Source organism: Enterobacter sp. SA197 (assembly GCF_054131575.1).
The window spans coordinates 903,592-921,672 of sequence record NZ_CP096393.1; the positions used below are offsets into that span (position 1 = coordinate 903,592).

Genomic DNA, 18,081 nt, shown 5'->3' on the forward strand with positions numbered 1-18,081 from the left:
GAAGAACGCATAATAACGATGGCGATGAAAAAGTTGCTCATAGCGTCGCTGCTGTTCAGCAGCGCCACCGTATACGGTGCTGACGGGTTCGTAGTGAAGGACATTCATTTCGAAGGCCTGCAGCGTGTCGCCGTTGGTGCGGCCCTCCTCAGTATGCCGGTCCGTCCGGGCGATACGGTGAATGATGAAGATGTCAGTAACACCATTCGTGCGTTGTTTGCCACTGGCAACTTCGAGGATGTTCGCGTACTTCGCGACGGTGATACCCTTCTTGTTCAGGTAAAAGAACGCCCGACAATCGCCAGTATCACTTTCTCCGGTAACAAAGCGGTGAAAGATGACATGCTGAAGCAGAATCTCGAAGCTTCTGGCGTGCGTGTTGGCGAATCCCTCGATCGCACCACCCTTGCTGATATTGAAAAAGGGCTGGAAGATTTCTACTACAGTGTGGGTAAATACAGCGCCAGCGTGAAGGCTGTTGTCACGCCGCTGCCGCGAAATCGTGTTGATCTCAAACTGGTCTTCCAGGAAGGTGTCTCAGCGAAGATCCAGCAGATCAACATCGTCGGTAACCATGCCTTTAGTACCGAACAGTTGATCTCCACCTTCCAGCTCCGTGACGAAGTGCCGTGGTGGAACGTGGTCGGCGATCGCAAATACCAGAAGCAAAAACTGGCGGGCGATCTCGAATCCCTGCGCAGTTACTATCTGGATCGTGGCTACGCGCGTTTCAATATTGATTCCACGCAGGTGAGTCTGACGCCCGATAAAAAAGGCATCTATATCACCATCAATGTGACGGAAGGCGATCAGTACAAACTCTCAAGCGTACAGGTGAGCGGTAATCTTGCGGGGCACTCTGCTGAGATTGAAAGCCTGACCAAAATTGAGCCGGGCGAGCTGTATAACGGCGCCAAAGTGACCAAAATGGAAGATAATATTAAAAAGCTTCTGGGTCGCTATGGTTATGCCTACCCGCGTGTTCAGTCTCAGCCTGAAATCAACGATACCGACAAAACCGTTAAGCTGCACGTCAACGTTGACGCCGGTAACCGTTACTACGTCCGTAAAATCCGCTTTGAAGGGAATGACACATCCAAAGACGCTGTATTGCGTCGCGAGATGCGTCAGATGGAAGGGGCGTGGCTTGGCAGCGATCTCGTTGACCAGGGTAAAGAGCGTCTGAACCGTCTGGGTTACTTCGAGACCGTAGATGCGGATACGCAGCGCGTGCCGGGTCGTCCAGACCAGGTGGATGTTGTCTATAAAGTCAAAGAGCGTAACACCGGTAGTTTCAACTTTGGTGTGGGCTACGGTACTGAAAGCGGCGTGAGCTTCCAGGTCGGCGTTCAGCAGGATAACTGGTTGGGTACGGGTTATTCTGTTGGTATCAACGGCACCAAGAACGATTACCAGACCTACTCCGAGTTCTCTGTCACTAACCCGTACTTTACGGTAGATGGTGTCAGCCTTGGTGGGCGCATCTTCTACAATGACTTTAAAGCTGACGATGCGGATTTGTCCTCCTATACCAACAAAAGTTATGGTCTGGATGGCACGCTCGGCTTCCCGATTAACGAATACAACACCCTCCGCCTTGGTTTAGGCTATGTCCATAATGACTTGTCTAATATGGAACCGCAGGTGGCGATGTGGCGTTATCTGGACTCCGTAGGTCAAACGTCCAGCACGACCAGTGATAACAACGGCTATAATGCCAACGACTTTACCTTCAACTACGGTTGGACTTACAACAACCTTGACCGCGGCTACTTCCCGACAAAAGGCTCGCGCGTCAACCTGAATGGTAAAGTAACGATCCCAGGATCCGACAACGAGTTCTACAAAGTAACGGTAGACACCGCGTCCTACTTCCCTATCGATGAAGATCATAGCTGGGTTGTTCTTGGACGTACGCGTTGGGGGTATGGTGATGGATTGGGCGGTAAAGAGATGCCGTTCTATGAAAACTTCTATGCCGGTGGTTCCAGCACGGTTCGTGGTTTCCAGTCCAACAACATCGGTCCAAAAGCGGTCTACTACGGCGGCCGTGGCCTGGATAACTGTGATTCGACGACAGAAAAATACTGTAGCTCTGATGATGCGGTGGGTGGTAACGCCATGGGTGTTGCCAGCGTAGAGTTGATTACCCCAACGCCGTTTATCAGCGAAAAATATGCAAACTCAGTACGTACCTCCTTCTTCTGGGATGCAGGTACCGTATGGGATACCAACTGGCAGAATACTGCTGATATGAAAGCGCTGGGTGTCCCGGATTATAGTGATCCAAGCAATATCCGTATGTCTGCGGGTATCGCACTACAATGGATGTCCCCATTGGGGCCGTTGGTATTCTCCTACGCCCAGCCGTTTAAGAAGTACGATGGAGACAAGGCAGAACAGTTCCAGTTTAACATTGGTAAAACCTGGTAACGTGCCACTGCGATGGAATGCATGATGTAGTGATGGTCGTGGCGGTGACAGACACCGCCCGCCAACGCAAAGAACGGTACCTCAGGGTACAATTGGGATGGTGAGGAGTTTATAGTGAAAAAGTTGTTATTAGCTGCAGGTTTCGGTTTGGCAATGGCTTCTTCTGCTCAGGCAGCTGACAAAATTGCTGTCGTGGATATGAACAGCCTGTTCCAACAGGTTGCGCAGACTTCCGGCGTTTCTCAGACCATGAAAAACGAGTTCGGTAGCCGTGCCAGCGAGCTTCAGCGTCTGGAATCTGACCTGCAGACCAAAATGCAGCGTTATCAGCGTGACGGTTCCACGATGAAAGCGACGGAACGTACCAAGCTGGAAAAAGATATCCAGTCCCAGCGTCAGAATCTCGCGCAGAAAGGTCAGGCATTCGAGCAGGATCAGGCTCGTCGTTCTAATGAAGAACGTGGCAAGCTGATGACGCGTATTCAGGCTGCAGTGAAGAAAGTTGCTGCGGATCAGGGCGTAGACCTGGTTATCCCGGCTAACGCTGCTATCTACAACAGCAGTGACGTGAAAGACATCACCGCTGATGTGCTGAAACAGGTTAAATAAGTAATGCCTTCAATTCGACTGTCTGATTTAGCTCAACAGTTGGATGCAGAATTACACGGTGATGGCGATCTCGTCATCACCGGCGTTGCGTCCATGCAATCTGCTAAAGCAGGTCAAATCACCTTCATGGTTAATCCTAAATACCGTGAAAATCTGAATGACTGCCAGGCGTCTGCTGTCGTTATGACACAGGACGATCTTCCGTTTGCCAAAAGCGCGGCTTTAATTGTGAGAAATCCTTATCTCACTTATGCCCGTATGGCCCAAATTCTAGATTCAACGCCGCAGCCGGCTGAGAACATTGCACCCAGTGCCGTGATCGACCCGAGCGCAACAGTAGGCAATAACGTAGCTATTGGCGCAAATGCTGTTATCGAATCCGATGTGATTCTCGGTGATAACGTAGTGATTGGCGCCGGTTGCTTTGTCGGTAAAAAGACAAAAATTGGTGCAGGGTCGCGACTCTGGGCTAACGTCACCATTTACCATGAAATTGAGATCGGTGAGAATTGCCTCATCCAGTCCGGTACCGTGATCGGGGCTGACGGCTTCGGTTATGCGAACGATCGTGGTAACTGGGTTAAGATCCCGCAGATCGGGCGCGTCATTATTGGCGATCGTGTCGAGATTGGTGCCTGCACCACTATCGATCGTGGGGCGCTTGATGACACACAAATTGGTAACGGTGTGATCATTGATAATCAGTGTCAGATTGCACATAACGTCGTGATTGGCGACAATACTGCCGTTGCTGGTGGCGTCATCATGGCGGGCAGTTTGAAAATTGGCCGTTACTGTATGATTGGTGGTGCCAGCGTCATTAATGGTCACATGGAAATCTGCGACAAGGTCACCGTGACGGGGATGGGTATGGTGATGCGTCCTATCACTGAGCCTGGTGTCTATTCCTCGGGTATCCCGCTTCAGCCGAACAAAGTCTGGCGTAAAACTGCCGCACTGGTAATGAATATTGATGACATGAGCAAGCGCCTCAAAGCTGTTGAGCGCAAGGTCAATAAAGAAGACTAACAGCTCGCTCGTTAACACTTAAACTTCCCGGCCTGCAGGCATTCTCACGATTGCCTCGGGCCGTGTTATTATTGCCTTTTAGTATATTTAGACAGGAAGAGTATTTTGACTACTGACACTCATACTCTGCACATTGAAGAGATTCTGGAGCTTCTGCCGCACCGTTATCCGTTTTTACTGGTTGACCGCGTGCTGGATTTTGAAGAAGGTCGTTTTCTGCGCGCAGTTAAAAATGTCTCTGTAAATGAGCCATTTTTCCAGGGACATTTCCCGGGCAAACCCATTTTTCCGGGTGTGTTGATTCTGGAAGCGATGGCGCAGGCCACGGGTATTCTGGCGTTTAAAAGCGTTGGAAAACTGGAGCCGGGTGAGCTCTATTATTTCGCAGGTATTGACGAAGCGCGCTTCAAGCGTCCGGTTGTGCCAGGCGATCAAATGATCATGGAAGTCACCTTTGAAAAAACGCGCCGTGGGCTGACTCGCTTTAAAGGCGTAGCTCTGGTCGACGGTAAAGTTGTTTGCGAAGCTACTATGATGTGTGCACGTAGCCGGGAGGCCTGATACGTGATTGATAAAACCGCCTTTATTCATCCTTCTGCCATTGTTGAAGACGGTGCCATTATTGGCGCTAATGCTCACATTGGTCCGTTTTGTATTGTTGGCGCTAACGTCGAAATTGGCGAAGGCACCGTACTGAAGTCTCATGTTGTTATAAACGGCCATACTAAAATTGGTCGTGATAACGAGATTTATCAGTTCGCTTCCATCGGGGAAGTTAACCAGGATCTTAAATATGCTGGTGAGCCGACTCGCGTGGAAATTGGCGATCGCAACCGCATTCGCGAAAGCGTCACCATTCACCGTGGCACGGTACAAGGCGGCGGATTAACGAAGGTGGGCAGTGATAACCTCATGATGGTCAACACGCATGTTGCGCATGACTGTACCATTGGTGATCGCTGTATCCTCGCGAATAACGCCACGCTTGCAGGCCATGTCTCTGTTGATGACTTTGCTATCATCGGTGGCATGACCGCAGTCCACCAGTTCTGCATCATCGGTGCGCACGTGATGGTGGGCGGCTGCTCCGGTGTGGCGCAGGACGTTCCGCCTTACGTTATCGCTCAGGGCAACCATGCGACGCCGTTTGGGGTTAACATCGAAGGGTTGAAACGTCGCGGCTTCAGCCGTGAAGCGATTCACGCCATCCGTAACGCCTACAAACTGCTTTATCGCAGCGGTAAAACGCTGGACGAAGCAAAACCTGAGATTACTGAGCTGGCACAGCAGTATCCTGAAGTGAAGGCGTTCACTGAATTCTTTGAGCGCTCCACGCGTGGCCTGATTCGGTAATGGTCGAGCATCGCCCGTTAACAATAGCCCTCGTCGCCGGAGAAACCTCCGGCGATATTCTTGGTGCGGGGCTCATTCGCGCCCTGAAGGCGCGTGTGCCTGACGCCCGCTTTGTTGGGGTGGCAGGGCCACTGATGCAGGCGGAAGGGTGTGAAGCCTGGTATGAAATGGAAGAGCTGGCGGTGATGGGGATCGTTGAGGTACTGGGGCGGCTGCGTCGGTTACTTCACATTCGTGCCGATCTCACCCGCCGTTTCTCTGCATTAAAGCCGGATGTCTTTGTCGGCATTGATGCGCCTGATTTCAACATTACCCTTGAGGGGAACCTGAAAAAACAGGGCATCAGGACTATTCATTATGTCAGCCCCTCAGTCTGGGCCTGGCGCCAGAAACGCGTTTTCAAAATAGGCAGAGCCACCAATCTGGTGCTAGCTTTTCTGCCTTTCGAAAAAGCGTTTTATGACAGATTTAATGTTCCTTGTCGGTTCATCGGTCACACGATGGCGGATGCCATGCCGCTGGATCCGGACAAGCAGGCCGCGAGAAGCAGATTAGGGATTCCGCCTGAGGCACACTGTCTCGCCCTGCTACCGGGTAGCCGGGGCGCGGAAGTGGAAATGCTGAGTGCCGACTTCCTGCGTACGGCACAACTTCTGCGTGAGCATTATCCTGATCTGCATGTGGCCGTGCCCCTGGTCAATGCGAAAAGGCGTGAACAGTTTGAGCGAATCAAACAGGAGACCGCCCCTGATTTACAGGTGCATATGCTTGATGGCATGGCGCGTGATGCCATGATTGCCAGCGATGCAGCGCTTCTGGCGTCAGGCACCGCGGCGCTGGAGTGTATGCTGGCAAAATGCCCGATGGTGGTCGGCTACCGAATGAAGCCGTTCACCTTCTGGCTTGCGAAACGGCTGGTCAAAACCGATTACGTCTCGCTGCCAAACTTGCTGGCAGGCCGCGAGCTGGTAAAAGAGTTATTGCAGGATGAGTGTCAGCCTAAGAAATTAGCGGATGCATTACTTCCGTTGCTGGCGAATGGCAAAGCGCACCATGCCATGCATGACATTTTCCGCGAACTGCACCTGCAGATCCGATGTAATGCCGATGAACAGGCCGCTGCTGCTGTACTGGAGTTGGCACAATGATTGAATTTGAATACCCGCACACGCATCTGGTTGCGGGTGTGGATGAAGTGGGGCGCGGGCCGTTGGTAGGTGCAGTGGTCACCGCTGCGGTTATTCTTGACCCCCTGCGACCCATCGTGGGGCTAACTGACTCCAAGAAGTTATCGGAGAAGCGCCGTCTCGCGCTCTGCGAGGAGATCAAAGAGAAGGCGTTATCCTGGAGTCTTGGCCGCGCTGAGCCCCATGAAATAGACGAACTGAACATTTTGCATGCCACGATGCTGGCGATGCAGCGCGCCGTTGCCGGACTGCATATCGTCCCGGAGTATGTGTTGATTGACGGCAACCGTTGTCCCACATTGCCTGTGCCCTCGATGGCGGTGGTAAAAGGGGACAGCCGGGTGCAGGAAATCAGCGCGGCGTCTATTCTTGCCAAAGTGTCACGGGATGCGGAAATGGCCGCGCTGGATATGACATTCCCCCAATATGGTTTTGCGCAACACAAAGGTTATCCAACCGCATTTCATCTCGAAAAGCTGGTTGAACATGGCGCAACCGAACACCACCGGCGCAGTTTCGGCCCGGTCAAACGCGCGTTGGGCCTTGTGTCCTGATTCTTGTCACACGATAAAACCGGAATCTGAAAATGGCTGAACCACGTTTCGTACACCTGCGGGTGCATAGCGACTACTCCATGATTGATGGGCTGGCAAAGACCGGACCGCTGGTGAAAAAGGCGGCCGCGCTCGGTATGCCTGCGCTGGCGATCACCGATTTTACCAACCTATGTGGTCTGGTGAAGTTTTATGGAACGGCGCACGGTGCGGGTATGAAGCCCATCGTGGGAGCTGATTTTCACGTTCAGAGTGATGTGCTGGGCGATGAACTGACCCAACTGACGGTTCTGGCCGCCAATAACGCAGGATATCAAAACCTCACGCTGCTTATTTCCCGTGCCTATCAGCGTGGCTATGGCGCTGCTGGCCCGTGGATTGACAGAGACTGGCTGGTTGAGCATAAAGAGGGGCTGCTCCTGCTTTCCGGCGGCCGCATGGGCGATGTGGGACGAAGCTTGCTTCGTGGCAATACTCCCCTTGTGGAGCAGTGCGTCAGTTTCTATGAAACCCATTTCCCCGATAGCTATTATCTGGAGCTTATCCGTACCGGGCGCCCGGATGAAGAGAGTTACCTGCATGCTGCGGTAGCGCTGGCGGAGGCGCGGGGGCTTCCCGTGGTTGCCACCAATGATGTGCGTTTTATCGACGCGGGTGACTTCGACGCGCACGAGATCCGCGTCGCCATCCACGACGGTTTTACCCTCGACGATCCTAAGCGTCCGCGTCATTATTCCCCTCAGCAGTACATGCGTACCGAAGACGAGATGTGCGAGCTGTTTGCTGATATTCCGGAAGCGCTCGAAAACAGCGTCGAAATTGCCAAACGCTGTAACGTGACCGTTCGGCTGGGCGAATACTTTCTTCCTCAGTTCCCGACAGGGAATATGACCACCGAAGACTTCCTGGTAGCGAAATCCAAAGAGGGGCTTGAAGAGCGTCTGGCATTCCTCTTCCCGGATCCACAGCTGCGGGCAGAGCGTCGCCCTGAATATGATGAGCGCCTGGAGGTGGAGCTGCAGGTTATCAACCAGATGGGCTTCCCAGGCTACTTCCTTATCGTGATGGAGTTTATCCAGTGGTCGAAGGATAACGGCGTGCCCGTAGGACCCGGGCGTGGTTCTGGTGCGGGTTCGCTGGTGGCTTATGCACTGAAAATCACCGACCTCGATCCGCTGGAATTTGACCTGCTGTTCGAACGTTTCCTTAACCCGGAACGTGTCTCCATGCCCGACTTTGACGTTGACTTCTGTATGGAGAAACGCGACCAGGTCATTGAGCACGTGTCGGAAATGTACGGACGCGATGCGGTTTCACAGATTATCACCTTCGGTACGATGGCGGCGAAAGCGGTTATTCGCGATGTGGGGCGCGTGCTGGGGCATCCCTACGGTTTCGTAGACCGAATTTCAAAACTGGTGCCACCCGATCCGGGTATGACGCTGGCAAAAGCGTTTGAAGCGGAACCTCAGTTGCCTGAAATCTATGAGGCTGACGAAGAGGTGAGAGCGCTCATTGATATGGCGCGCAAACTGGAAGGTGTCACCCGTAACGCCGGTAAGCATGCGGGCGGGGTGGTTATTGCACCGACCAAAATCACCGATTTTGCACCGCTCTACTGCGACGAAGCGGGTCATCATCCGGTTACCCAGTTTGATAAAAACGACGTGGAATATGCCGGGCTGGTGAAGTTTGACTTCCTGGGGCTGCGTACGCTGACCATCATCGACTGGGCTCTGAAGATGATTAATCCGCGACGTGAGAAGCAGGGGCTTGAGCCTATCGATATCGCCGCTATCCCGCTCGATGACAAGAAAAGCTTCGATATGCTGCAACGCTCGGAGACCACGGCGGTCTTCCAGCTTGAATCCCGTGGCATGAAAGATCTCATCAAGCGTCTGCAGCCGGACTGCTTTGAGGACATGATAGCCCTGGTGGCGCTGTTCCGTCCTGGCCCGTTGCAGTCAGGGATGGTAGATAACTTTATCGACCGTAAGCATGGCCGCGAGGAGATCTCTTACCCGGACGTGCAGTGGCAGCATGAGTGCCTGAAGCCTGTTCTGGAGCCGACCTACGGCATCATCCTCTACCAGGAACAGGTGATGCAGATTGCGCAGGAGCTATCCGGCTACACCCTCGGTGGTGCGGATATGCTGCGTCGTGCAATGGGTAAGAAAAAACCGGAAGAGATGGCAAAGCAGCGGTCGGTTTTTGAAGACGGTGCAAAGAAAAACGGCGTTGACGGCGAACTGGCGATGAAAATCTTTGACCTGGTGGAAAAATTCGCCGGGTACGGATTTAACAAATCTCACTCCGCTGCCTATGCTTTAGTCTCCTACCAGACGTTGTGGCTGAAAGCCCACTTTCCGGCAGAATTTATGGCGGCCGTAATGACCGCGGATATGGATAACACGGAAAAAGTGGTTGGGCTGGTGGATGAATGCTGGCGCATGGGCCTTAAAATCCTGCCGCCGGATATTAATTCCGGTTTGTACCATTTCCACGTCAATGATGACGGGGAGATCGTGTATGGTATCGGCGCGATTAAAGGCGTCGGTGAAGGGCCCATTGAAGCCATCATTGAAGCGCGTAATGAAGGCGGATATTTCCGCGAGCTGTTTGATCTCTGCGCCCGTACTGACACCAAAAAATTAAACCGTCGGGTGCTGGAAAAACTGATCATGTCCGGGGCGTTTGACCGTCTTGGGCCGCACCGCGCGGCATTAATGAACTCTCTGGGCGATGCATTAAAAGCCGCCGATCAGCACGCTAAAGCGGAAGCGATTGGCCAGGCGGATATGTTTGGCGTGCTCGCAGAAGAGCCGGAGCAGATTGAGCAGTCTTATGCCAGTTGTCAGCCCTGGCCGGAACATACGGTACTGGAAGGTGAGCGTGAAACCTTAGGACTCTATCTGACGGGTCACCCCATCAACCAGTATTTAAAAGAAATCGATCGCTATGTCGGCGGCCTTAGGCTAAAAGACATGCACCCAACCGACCGTGGCAAGGTCACCACGGCGGCGGGGCTCGTGATTGCTGCAAGGGTAATGGTCACCAAACGCGGCAATCGTATCGGCATCTGTACGCTGGATGACCGTTCCGGGCGTCTGGAGGTGATGTTATTCACCGAAGCGCTGGAAAAGTACCAGCATTTGCTGGAAAACGACCGCATACTTATCGTCAGCGGACAGGTCAGCTTTGATGACTTCAGCGGTGGCCTTAAAATGATGGCCCGTGAAGTGATGGATATTGACGAAGCCCGTGAAAAATATGCTCGCGGGCTTGCTATCTCGCTGACGGACAGGCAAATTGATGACCAGCTTTTGACCCGACTCCGTCAGTCTCTGGAACCCCATCGCTCGGGGACAATTCCAGTACATCTCTACTATCAGAGGGCGGATGCACGAGCACGATTGCGTTTTGGCGCGACGTGGCGTGTCTCTCCGAGCGATCGTTTATTAAACGATCTCCGTGGCCTTATTGGTTCGGAGCAGGTGGAACTGGAGTTTGACTAATACAGGAATACTATGAGTCTGAATTTCCTTGATTTCGAACAGCCGATTGCTGAGCTGGAAGCGAAAATCGATTCTCTGACTGCGGTGAGCCGTCAGGATGAAAAACTGGATATTAACATTGACGAAGAAGTGCATCGTCTGCGTGAAAAAAGCGTAGAACTGACGCGCAAAATATTCGCCGATCTTGGCGCATGGCAGGTAGCCCAGCTGGCACGCCATCCGCTGCGTCCATACACCCTGGATTACGTCCGCCTCGCGTTTGATGAGTTTGACGAACTCGCAGGTGACCGTGCTTACGCCGACGACAAAGCCATCGTGGGCGGTATCGCCCGCCTGGACGGTCGTCCGGTGATGATCATTGGTCACCAGAAAGGCCGTGAAACCAAAGAAAAAATCCGCCGCAATTTCGGTATGCCTGCACCTGAAGGCTACCGTAAAGCGCTGCGTTTGATGGAAATGGCCGATCGTTTCAATATGCCCATCATTACCTTCATTGACACCCCAGGCGCTTATCCGGGTGTCGGTGCAGAAGAGCGTGGTCAGTCCGAAGCCATCGCCCGTAACCTGCGCGAAATGTCTCGCCTGAATGTGCCGGTCATTTGTACCGTCATTGGTGAAGGTGGTTCCGGTGGGGCACTGGCTATTGGCGTGGGTGATAAAGTGAATATGCTGCAGTACAGCACCTATTCCGTTATCTCGCCGGAAGGTTGCGCCTCGATTCTCTGGAAGAGCGCAGATAAGGCGCCGCTGGCAGCAGATGCTATGGGCATTATTGCGCCGCGTCTGAAAGAGCTGAAACTGATCGATTCTATTATTCCGGAACCACTCGGTGGTGCTCATCGCAACGCGGAAGCGATGGCTGCCTCCCTGAAAGCGCAGCTGATTGCCGATCTGGCCGATCTTGACGTGCTGAGTAAAGAAGATCTGCGTAACCGCCGTTACCAGCGTCTGATGAGCTACGGCTACGCCTGATTTCCCTGAAAGACCATTCTGAAAAGCCACACTCCGGTGTGGCTTTTTTTATACCCGCGGCCTGGCTCAACTATGCTTTACGCATGTTTTTTAAGGAGGTAGGCGTGAATATTATTGCCATCATGGGGCCGCATGGCGTTTTCTACAAAGACGAGCCAATCAAGGAACTTGAACAGGCGCTTAAGCAACAAGGCTTTCAGCTTATCTGGCCGCAAAACAGTAATGACTTACTCAAGTTTATTGAACACAATCCGCGTATTTGTGGCGTTATCTTTGACTGGGATGAGTACGACCTCGATCTCTGCAGCGAAATCAATCAGCTTAACGAATACCTGCCGTTATACGCCTTTATCAATACCCACTCGACGATGGACGTCAGCGCCCATGATATGCGCATGGCGCTGTGGTTCTTCGAATATGCGCTGGGCACGGCGGACGACATCGCGACCCGCATAGAACAGTACACGCGCGAATATCTCGATAACATTACGCCCCCTTTCACCAAAGCGTTGTTCACCTATGTGAAAGAGGGTAAATACACGTTTTGCACGCCGGGGCATATGGGCGGCACGGCCTACCAGAAAAGCCCAGTGGGATGTCTGTTTTACGATTTTTTTGGCGGTAATACGTTAAAAGCAGATGTATCTATTTCGGTGACTGAACTGGGATCGCTGCTGGATCATAGCGGGCCGCATCTGGAAGCTGAAGAGTATATCGCCCGCACCTTTGGTGCTGAACAGAGCTACATGGTCACCAATGGCACCTCCACCTCCAATAAGATTGTGGGAATGTATGCTGCTCCGGTCGGCAGCACGTTACTTATCGATCGCAACTGCCATAAGTCACTTGCGCATTTGCTGATGATGAGCGATGTCACGCCGATCTGGCTGAAACCCGGACGCAATGCGTTGGGTATTCTGGGCGGTATCCCGCGTCAGGAATTTGCCCATGCGAGTATTGAGCAGAAAGTGGCTACCACGCCGGGGGCGAGCTGGCCTGTTCATGCCGTCATCACTAACTCAACCTATGACGGCCTGCTTTACAACACTGACTGGATTAAAAAGACGCTGGATGTTCCATCCATTCATTTTGATTCTGCCTGGGTGCCCTACACCAATTTTCATCCTATTTACGCAGGCAAAAGTGGGATGAGCGGCGAGCGCGTGCCGGGCAAAGTTTTCTTTGAAACGCAATCGACGCACAAGATGCTGGCGGCGCTTTCGCAAGCCTCACTGATTCACGTTAAAGGTGATTATGACGAAGACACCTTCAACGAAGCCTTCATGATGCACACTTCCACTTCACCCAGCTATCCTCTGGTTGCCTCCATCGAGACGGCAGCGGCGATGCTGCGCGGCAACCCGGGCAAGCGGCTGATTAACCGCTCGGTCGAGCGGGCGTTGCACTTTCGCAAAGAGGTGCAGCGCCTTAAGGATGAAGCAGACAGCTGGTTCTTTGACATCTGGCAGCCTGAAGAGATCGATGAGGCTGACTGCTGGCCCGTTTCGCCAGGAGAAACATGGCACGGCTTCCGGGATGCTGACGCAGACCATATGTTCCTCGATCCGGTTAAGGTGACGATTTTGACACCGGGTATGGATGAGCACGGTCATATGAGCGAAGAGGGGATCCCGGCTGCGCTGGTAGCGAAGTTCCTTGATGAACGTGGCGTAGTAGTGGAAAAAACAGGCCCCTATAATCTGCTGTTCCTTTTCAGCATCGGAATAGACAAAACCCGGGCGATGGGGTTATTACGCGGGCTGATGGAGTTTAAGCGCGCCTACGATCTTAATCTTCGGGTGAAAAATATGTTGCCGGATCTCTATGCCGAGGATCCGGACTTTTATCGCACTATGCGTATTCAGGATCTGGCGCAAGGGATCCACAAGTTGATCCGCCAGCACGATCTTCCGCAACTGATGCTAAGAGCGTTCGATGTTTTGCCAGAGATGAAAATGACGCCGCATCAGGCCTGGCAGGAGCAGATCCGTGGCGATGTGGAAACCATTGAGCTGGAAAAACTGATCGGACGTACTTCCGCCAATATGATCCTGCCGTACCCACCGGGGGTTCCATTGCTGATGCCCGGAGAGGTGATTACCGAACAGAGTCGTGCGGTGCTGGACTTTTTATTGATGCTTTGCGCAATAGGACGGCATTACCCGGGGTTTGAAACGGATATTCACGGGGCGAAGCGGGGAGAAGACGGAGTGTATTGGGTACGTGTCTTAAAATAACCCTGACCGCTTGCGGGTTATCACCGGCAAGGGTAACGTGCTGAAAGACAAAAGGAGGCACTATGCTGGGTTTGAAACAGGTACACCATATCGCCATCATCGCGACGGACTATGCCAGAAGCAAAGCGTTTTACTGCGATATTCTGGGCTTCACATTAGAAAGCGAGTTTTATCGCGAAGAGCGTGATTCATGGAAAGGGGATTTGGCCCTCAATGGGCAATATGTCATTGAACTTTTCTCCTTTCCGTTCCCGCCAGCGCGTGCGAGTGGGCCGGAATCCTGCGGGTTGCGCCATCTGGCTTTCAGCGTTGAGAATATCGACAAGGCAGTTTCTCACCTTGAGGCGCACGGGGTTGTTTGTGAAGATATCCGCATCGACCCTTTTACTGGTAAACGTTTTACCTTTTTCAAAGATCCCGATAATTTGCCGCTGGAGCTCTATCAGCAGTAGGGCTTGCCACTTTTCCCGATGCCCGGTAACGTGCCGGGCATGAACCACCTTTCGGTTATCACCATGTCTCTGCCATTGCTGTCTCATCTACCCTCCTCTCAACGCCAGTTTTTAGTAGCGTTCAGTGGAGGGCTGGATTCCACGGTGCTTTTGCACCGGCTTGTGCTATGGCGTCGCCAGCAACCGACGATCGCACTGCGTGCCATTCACATCCACCACGGATTAAGCCCGAATGCGGATAAATGGGTGGAACACTGTCAGCAGCAGTGCGACAGCTGGCAGGTTCCCCTGGCGATATGTCGCGTCAATCTTGTGGATGAGGGGAACGGGGTGGAAGCGCAGGCTCGTAAGGCGCGTTATGCTGCTTTCGAAAAGGCTCTTTTGCCCGGTGAGCTATTGCTTACGGCACAACACCTTGACGATCAAGCAGAAACGTTTCTGCTGGCGTTAAAGCGCGGAAGCGGGCCAGCCGGACTCGCCGGTATGCCGGAAACCATGCCATTTGCTGGCTCACTACTGTTACGACCACTGCTAAATGAGACGCGGTCTGCGCTGGAAGCGTGGGCACACCAGCACGGTTTATCGTGGATTGATGACGAAAGTAATAACGACGACCGCTACGATCGCAATTTTTTACGGTTGCGGGTCTTACCCCAACTTAATGCCCGTTGGCCGCATTTTGCTGATGCAGTGGCTCGCAGCGCGGCGCTGTGCGGTGAGCAGGAACAACTGCTGGATGAATTGCTGGCGGATGAGCTTTCAGCCGCCACCAGCCAGGACGGTGGCCTGTTGATTGCGGCATTAACGCCGTTAAGTGCTATAAGACGAGGCGCAATCCTGCGTCGCTGGCTGGCTTCCCGACAGGCGGTTATGCCTTCAAGGGAGACGCTTAACCGCATCTGGAATGAAGTTGCCCTCGCCAGAGAGGATGCAGAACCTTGTTTACGCATGGGCGCTCTGAGCGTACGCCGTTATAAAGGTCAGCTTTTTCTGGTGAGCCTCTCTCCTGACTTGCGCGAGCTGGTGCTCGCGTGGCCTTCGCCATTCGCTCCGCTGAGGCTCCCCGGCAATGGCGGTATCGTGTCGCTAACCAAAGGGGGCGAGTTGCGTTCACCTCTACCAGATGAACCGGTATCCCTGCGTTTTCAGGCGAGCGGCATACTGCATATTGTTGGTCGCAACGGTGGACGTAAGCTCAAAAAAATCTGGCAGGAACGTGGAGTGGCACCCTGGCAGCGGGAGACTACCCCGTTACTTTTCTATGGCGAGAAACTTATTGCCGCGGCCGGGCAATTTGTCACGCTGGAGGGGGCGGTTAAAGAGGGGGACGAGGGGGTCGGACTCAGGTGGGAGAAGTAACGGGCAGACCGGGCTGCCCGTCTGAGGACTTCAGGACTCGCTCACCACAACGGTGCCGATTTCCGGATGACTGAAGCTCGCAATCTTGTCGAGGCGTAATTCGCGGATAGCGCCCGCGGTTTCCGCCACCAGGTACTCCACGTTTTTACGAGAGACCAAATCGCTGGCTTTTGCCTGCAACTCTTCGCCATCTTTGAGCGTCAGCGTCAATAAGAGATGATGCTGACAGGCAAGTTCCAGGTTGTCATAATCATCGCAGTTAATGGGTTGATAAGTATCATTCATTGACATAATCGCTCACCAGTAAGTTCGCGGCAGCATAAGCCGCCTTTTCCCTGACCGACTCTGAAACGGTATCGTCCGATGCCATCTCATTCAAAACCTTCAATACGCATCCCAGTGCATCCGGGACATACCCTAAATCCCCGCTCGCAATTTCCGCATACCGCTTGCGTATCAATTCACAATAATTTCCCACATGTCCTCCTGTAAGCGCCCTGGCTTTACTGTGAGATACCATTAAGCCTACGAAGATACGCTCTGTTTCGCAAGGTGACTATAACACAGCCAGCTAATCATTATCAGAGTGATGACCTCCGTGAAGCTAAAGAGAGAACAGCGTGTTATACCTTTATTCGCTACAATAGCGCCTGTTTTGTTCAGGAGGCGGTATGGCATTAAAAGCAACAATTTATAAAGCAATGGTGAATGTGGCAGATTTGGACCGGAATCAGTTTCTTGATGCCACCTTAACGCTTGCTCGTCATCCTTCTGAAACGCAGGAACGCATGATGCTGCGTCTGCTGGCGTGGCTGAAGTTTGCTGATGAACGCCTGCAGTTTACGCGTGGGCTCAGCGCGGAAGATGAACCAGAAGTCTGGTTGCTGAACGACCATCTGGGCATCGATCTGTGGGTTGAGCTGGGATTGCCCGATGAGAGGCGAATCAAAAAAGCCTGCAGCCAGTCTCAGGCGGTTGCCCTGTTTACCTATAACGACCGGGCGGCGCAAATCTGGTGGCAACAAAACCAGACCAAAATGGCGGGTTTTAAAAATTTGAGCATCTGGTATCTGGATGATATGCAGCTGGCGAAACTGAGCGAACTGGCTACCCGCACCATGACGCTTCAGGCGACGATTCAGGATGGAACTATCTGGCTCAGCGATGCTCAAAATAATCTGGAAATTCAGCTAACGACCTGGCAGCATCACGAATGATTGTCCTGTCCCGGCATGCCACTATTACGGATGACGAACTGGAGATCACCGCAGTTCGCGCGCAGGGGGCAGGCGGTCAGCATGTGAATAAAGCCTCGACGGCTATTCATCTGCGTTTTGATATTCGTGCTTCCGGTTTGCCTGATTTTTATAAAGAACGGCTTCTGGGGGCGTCGCATCATCTTATCACCGCTGATGGCGTGGTGATTATCAAGGCGCAGGAATACCGCAGTCAGGAGATGAATCGAGAAGCGGCGATCGCCAGGCTGGTGGCATTAATTAACGAGCTGACCGTGGTGCAAAAAAGCCGTCGTGCAACGCGTCCCACCCGGGCGTCGAAAGAGCGGCGCCTGGCGAGCAAGTCGCAAAAGTCGTCAGTAAAAGCGCTACGTGGAAAAGTCCGCCGACCACAGGAATGATGGGTGTAATAAGCAATATTCATAAGGAAAAGAGCGTGAAAAGAGCAATATTGTCCCTGGCTGCCGTCATAACACTCTTTGGCCTGATGGGGTGTAATAACCGGGGGGAAGTGCAGACGGTTTCACCACCCGAGTCGCATGAACTTAAGCCTATGCAGCAAAGCTGGCGGGGCATTTTGCCCTGTGCGGATTGTGAAGGCGTTGAGACCTCGCTTTTCCTCGAAAAAGACGGTACCTGGGTGATGAATCAGGGCTATCAGGGGGCTAAGGGGGCCGAAGAATTTGCCAGCTATGGCGTCTGGGCGCGTACAGCAGACAAGCTGGTTTTAACCGATACCGCAGGTGAGAAGCGTTACTTCCGGCCCAGGGGTGACGCGCTGGAAATGCTCGATCGCGAAGGAAATCCGATTCATTCTCAACTCAATTATACGTTACAGCCGGTAAAAAGTGCCCTGCCAGCCACACCTATGGCCATGCGTGGGATGTATCTCTATTTTGCGGATGCCGCGACCTTCACCGACTGCGCAACCGGCAAACGCCTTCCGGTGAAGAACAGTGACCAGCTTGCACTGAAGTTTAACCAGGCGAAGGGGACACCTGCGCAGGCACTACTGCTTGAAGTGGACGGTCATTACGCCCACACCCCAAACCCGGACACCGGGGGGCCGGTTATAACGGTGGTTACGGATAAGAACGCAAGATTCATCCTCGGAAAAGATTGCCATCATCCATAAAAAAAGGCCTC

The 18,081-nt window shown here is 53.0% G+C and carries 17 protein-coding genes; 15 read left to right on the forward strand and 2 right to left on the reverse strand.

Going from position 1 to position 18,081, the window contains the following annotated elements:
* The first annotated feature begins 18 nt into the window (after positions 1 to 18).
* From bamA to tilS, 12 genes are all read left to right on the forward strand, one after another.
* Entirely contained in the window at positions 19 to 2,433 is a 2,415-nt protein-coding gene (gene bamA, locus M1D91_RS04095; protein ID WP_437433352.1) for an outer membrane protein assembly factor BamA, read from the forward strand.
* Positions 2,434 to 2,547: 114 nt separating this feature from the next.
* A complete protein-coding gene (gene skp, locus M1D91_RS04100; protein ID WP_437433351.1) occupies positions 2,548 to 3,042 on the forward strand; it encodes a molecular chaperone Skp in 495 nt (164 codons plus the stop codon).
* 3 nt (positions 3,043 to 3,045) lie between these two features.
* Complete coding sequence (gene lpxD, locus M1D91_RS04105) at positions 3,046 to 4,071, forward strand: UDP-3-O-(3-hydroxymyristoyl)glucosamine N-acyltransferase (protein ID WP_437433350.1); 1,026 nt, start codon at positions 3,046 to 3,048, stop codon at positions 4,069 to 4,071.
* A gap of 105 nt (positions 4,072 to 4,176) precedes the next feature.
* Positions 4,177 to 4,632 carry a 3-hydroxyacyl-ACP dehydratase FabZ gene (fabZ, locus tag M1D91_RS04110; RefSeq protein ID WP_007373234.1) on the forward strand — a complete coding sequence of 152 codons (456 nt, stop codon included), beginning with the start codon at positions 4,177 to 4,179 and terminating at the stop codon, positions 4,630 to 4,632.
* A 3-nt stretch (positions 4,633 to 4,635) separates the two neighbouring features.
* Positions 4,636 to 5,424, forward strand: coding sequence for an acyl-ACP--UDP-N-acetylglucosamine O-acyltransferase (lpxA, locus tag M1D91_RS04115; protein WP_437433349.1), 789 nt, complete (start codon positions 4,636 to 4,638; stop codon positions 5,422 to 5,424).
* Positions 5,424 to 6,572, forward strand: coding sequence for a lipid-A-disaccharide synthase (lpxB, locus tag M1D91_RS04120; RefSeq protein WP_437433348.1), 1,149 nt, complete (start codon positions 5,424 to 5,426; stop codon positions 6,570 to 6,572). The genes lpxA and lpxB overlap by 1 nt, the downstream gene beginning before the upstream one ends.
* The gene (gene rnhB, locus M1D91_RS04125) at positions 6,569 to 7,165 is read left to right on the forward strand and encodes a ribonuclease HII (RefSeq protein WP_437433347.1); all 597 of its coding nucleotides are present in this window, start codon (positions 6,569 to 6,571) and stop codon (positions 7,163 to 7,165) included. Before lpxB ends, rnhB begins: the two co-directional genes overlap by 4 nt.
* Positions 7,166 to 7,197: 32 nt before the next feature.
* Positions 7,198 to 10,680, forward strand: coding sequence for a DNA polymerase III subunit alpha (dnaE, locus tag M1D91_RS04130; protein WP_437433346.1), 3,483 nt, complete (start codon positions 7,198 to 7,200; stop codon positions 10,678 to 10,680).
* Between the two features lie 12 nt (positions 10,681 to 10,692).
* Positions 10,693 to 11,652: an acetyl-CoA carboxylase carboxyl transferase subunit alpha gene (gene accA / locus M1D91_RS04135; RefSeq protein WP_437433345.1), complete on the forward strand. Its 960-nt coding sequence runs from the start codon at positions 10,693 to 10,695 to the stop codon at positions 11,650 to 11,652.
* 104 nt (positions 11,653 to 11,756) lie between these two features.
* Entirely contained in the window at positions 11,757 to 13,889 is a 2,133-nt protein-coding gene (locus M1D91_RS04140; RefSeq protein ID WP_437433344.1) for a lysine decarboxylase LdcC, read from the forward strand.
* A 62-nt stretch (positions 13,890 to 13,951) separates the two neighbouring features.
* A complete protein-coding gene (locus M1D91_RS04145; RefSeq protein WP_437433343.1) occupies positions 13,952 to 14,341 on the forward strand; it encodes a VOC family protein in 390 nt (129 codons plus the stop codon).
* A 63-nt stretch (positions 14,342 to 14,404) separates the two neighbouring features.
* Positions 14,405 to 15,700, forward strand: a complete 1,296-nt coding sequence (gene tilS / locus M1D91_RS04150) for a tRNA lysidine(34) synthetase TilS (RefSeq protein WP_437433400.1) — start codon at positions 14,405 to 14,407, stop codon at positions 15,698 to 15,700.
* Positions 15,701 to 15,730: 30 nt separating this feature from the next.
* On the opposite strand, the gene rof is transcribed toward tilS, so the two are convergent.
* Together rof and M1D91_RS04160 are read right to left on the reverse strand one after the other, a co-directional pair.
* Entirely contained in the window at positions 15,731 to 15,991 is a 261-nt protein-coding gene (gene rof / locus M1D91_RS04155) for a Rho-binding antiterminator (protein WP_437433342.1), read from the reverse strand.
* Entirely contained in the window at positions 15,978 to 16,178 is a 201-nt protein-coding gene (locus tag M1D91_RS04160; protein ID WP_437433341.1) for a YaeP family protein, read from the reverse strand. The genes rof and M1D91_RS04160 overlap by 14 nt, the downstream gene beginning before the upstream one ends.
* Positions 16,179 to 16,371: 193 nt before the next feature.
* On the opposite strand from M1D91_RS04160, the gene M1D91_RS04165 reads away from it, so the two are divergent.
* From M1D91_RS04165 to nlpE, 3 genes are read left to right on the forward strand one after another with little or no spacing between them, the layout of a single operon-like run.
* Complete coding sequence (locus tag M1D91_RS04165) at positions 16,372 to 16,917, forward strand: YaeQ family protein (protein ID WP_437433340.1); 546 nt, start codon at positions 16,372 to 16,374, stop codon at positions 16,915 to 16,917.
* Positions 16,914 to 17,336 carry an alternative ribosome rescue aminoacyl-tRNA hydrolase ArfB gene (gene arfB, locus M1D91_RS04170; RefSeq protein ID WP_437433339.1) on the forward strand — a complete coding sequence of 141 codons (423 nt, stop codon included), beginning with the start codon at positions 16,914 to 16,916 and terminating at the stop codon, positions 17,334 to 17,336. The genes M1D91_RS04165 and arfB overlap by 4 nt, the downstream gene beginning before the upstream one ends.
* Before the next feature lie 35 nt (positions 17,337 to 17,371).
* Positions 17,372 to 18,070, forward strand: coding sequence for an envelope stress response activation lipoprotein NlpE (gene nlpE, locus M1D91_RS04175; RefSeq protein WP_437433338.1), 699 nt, complete (start codon positions 17,372 to 17,374; stop codon positions 18,068 to 18,070).
* Positions 18,071 to 18,081 lie beyond the last annotated feature (11 nt).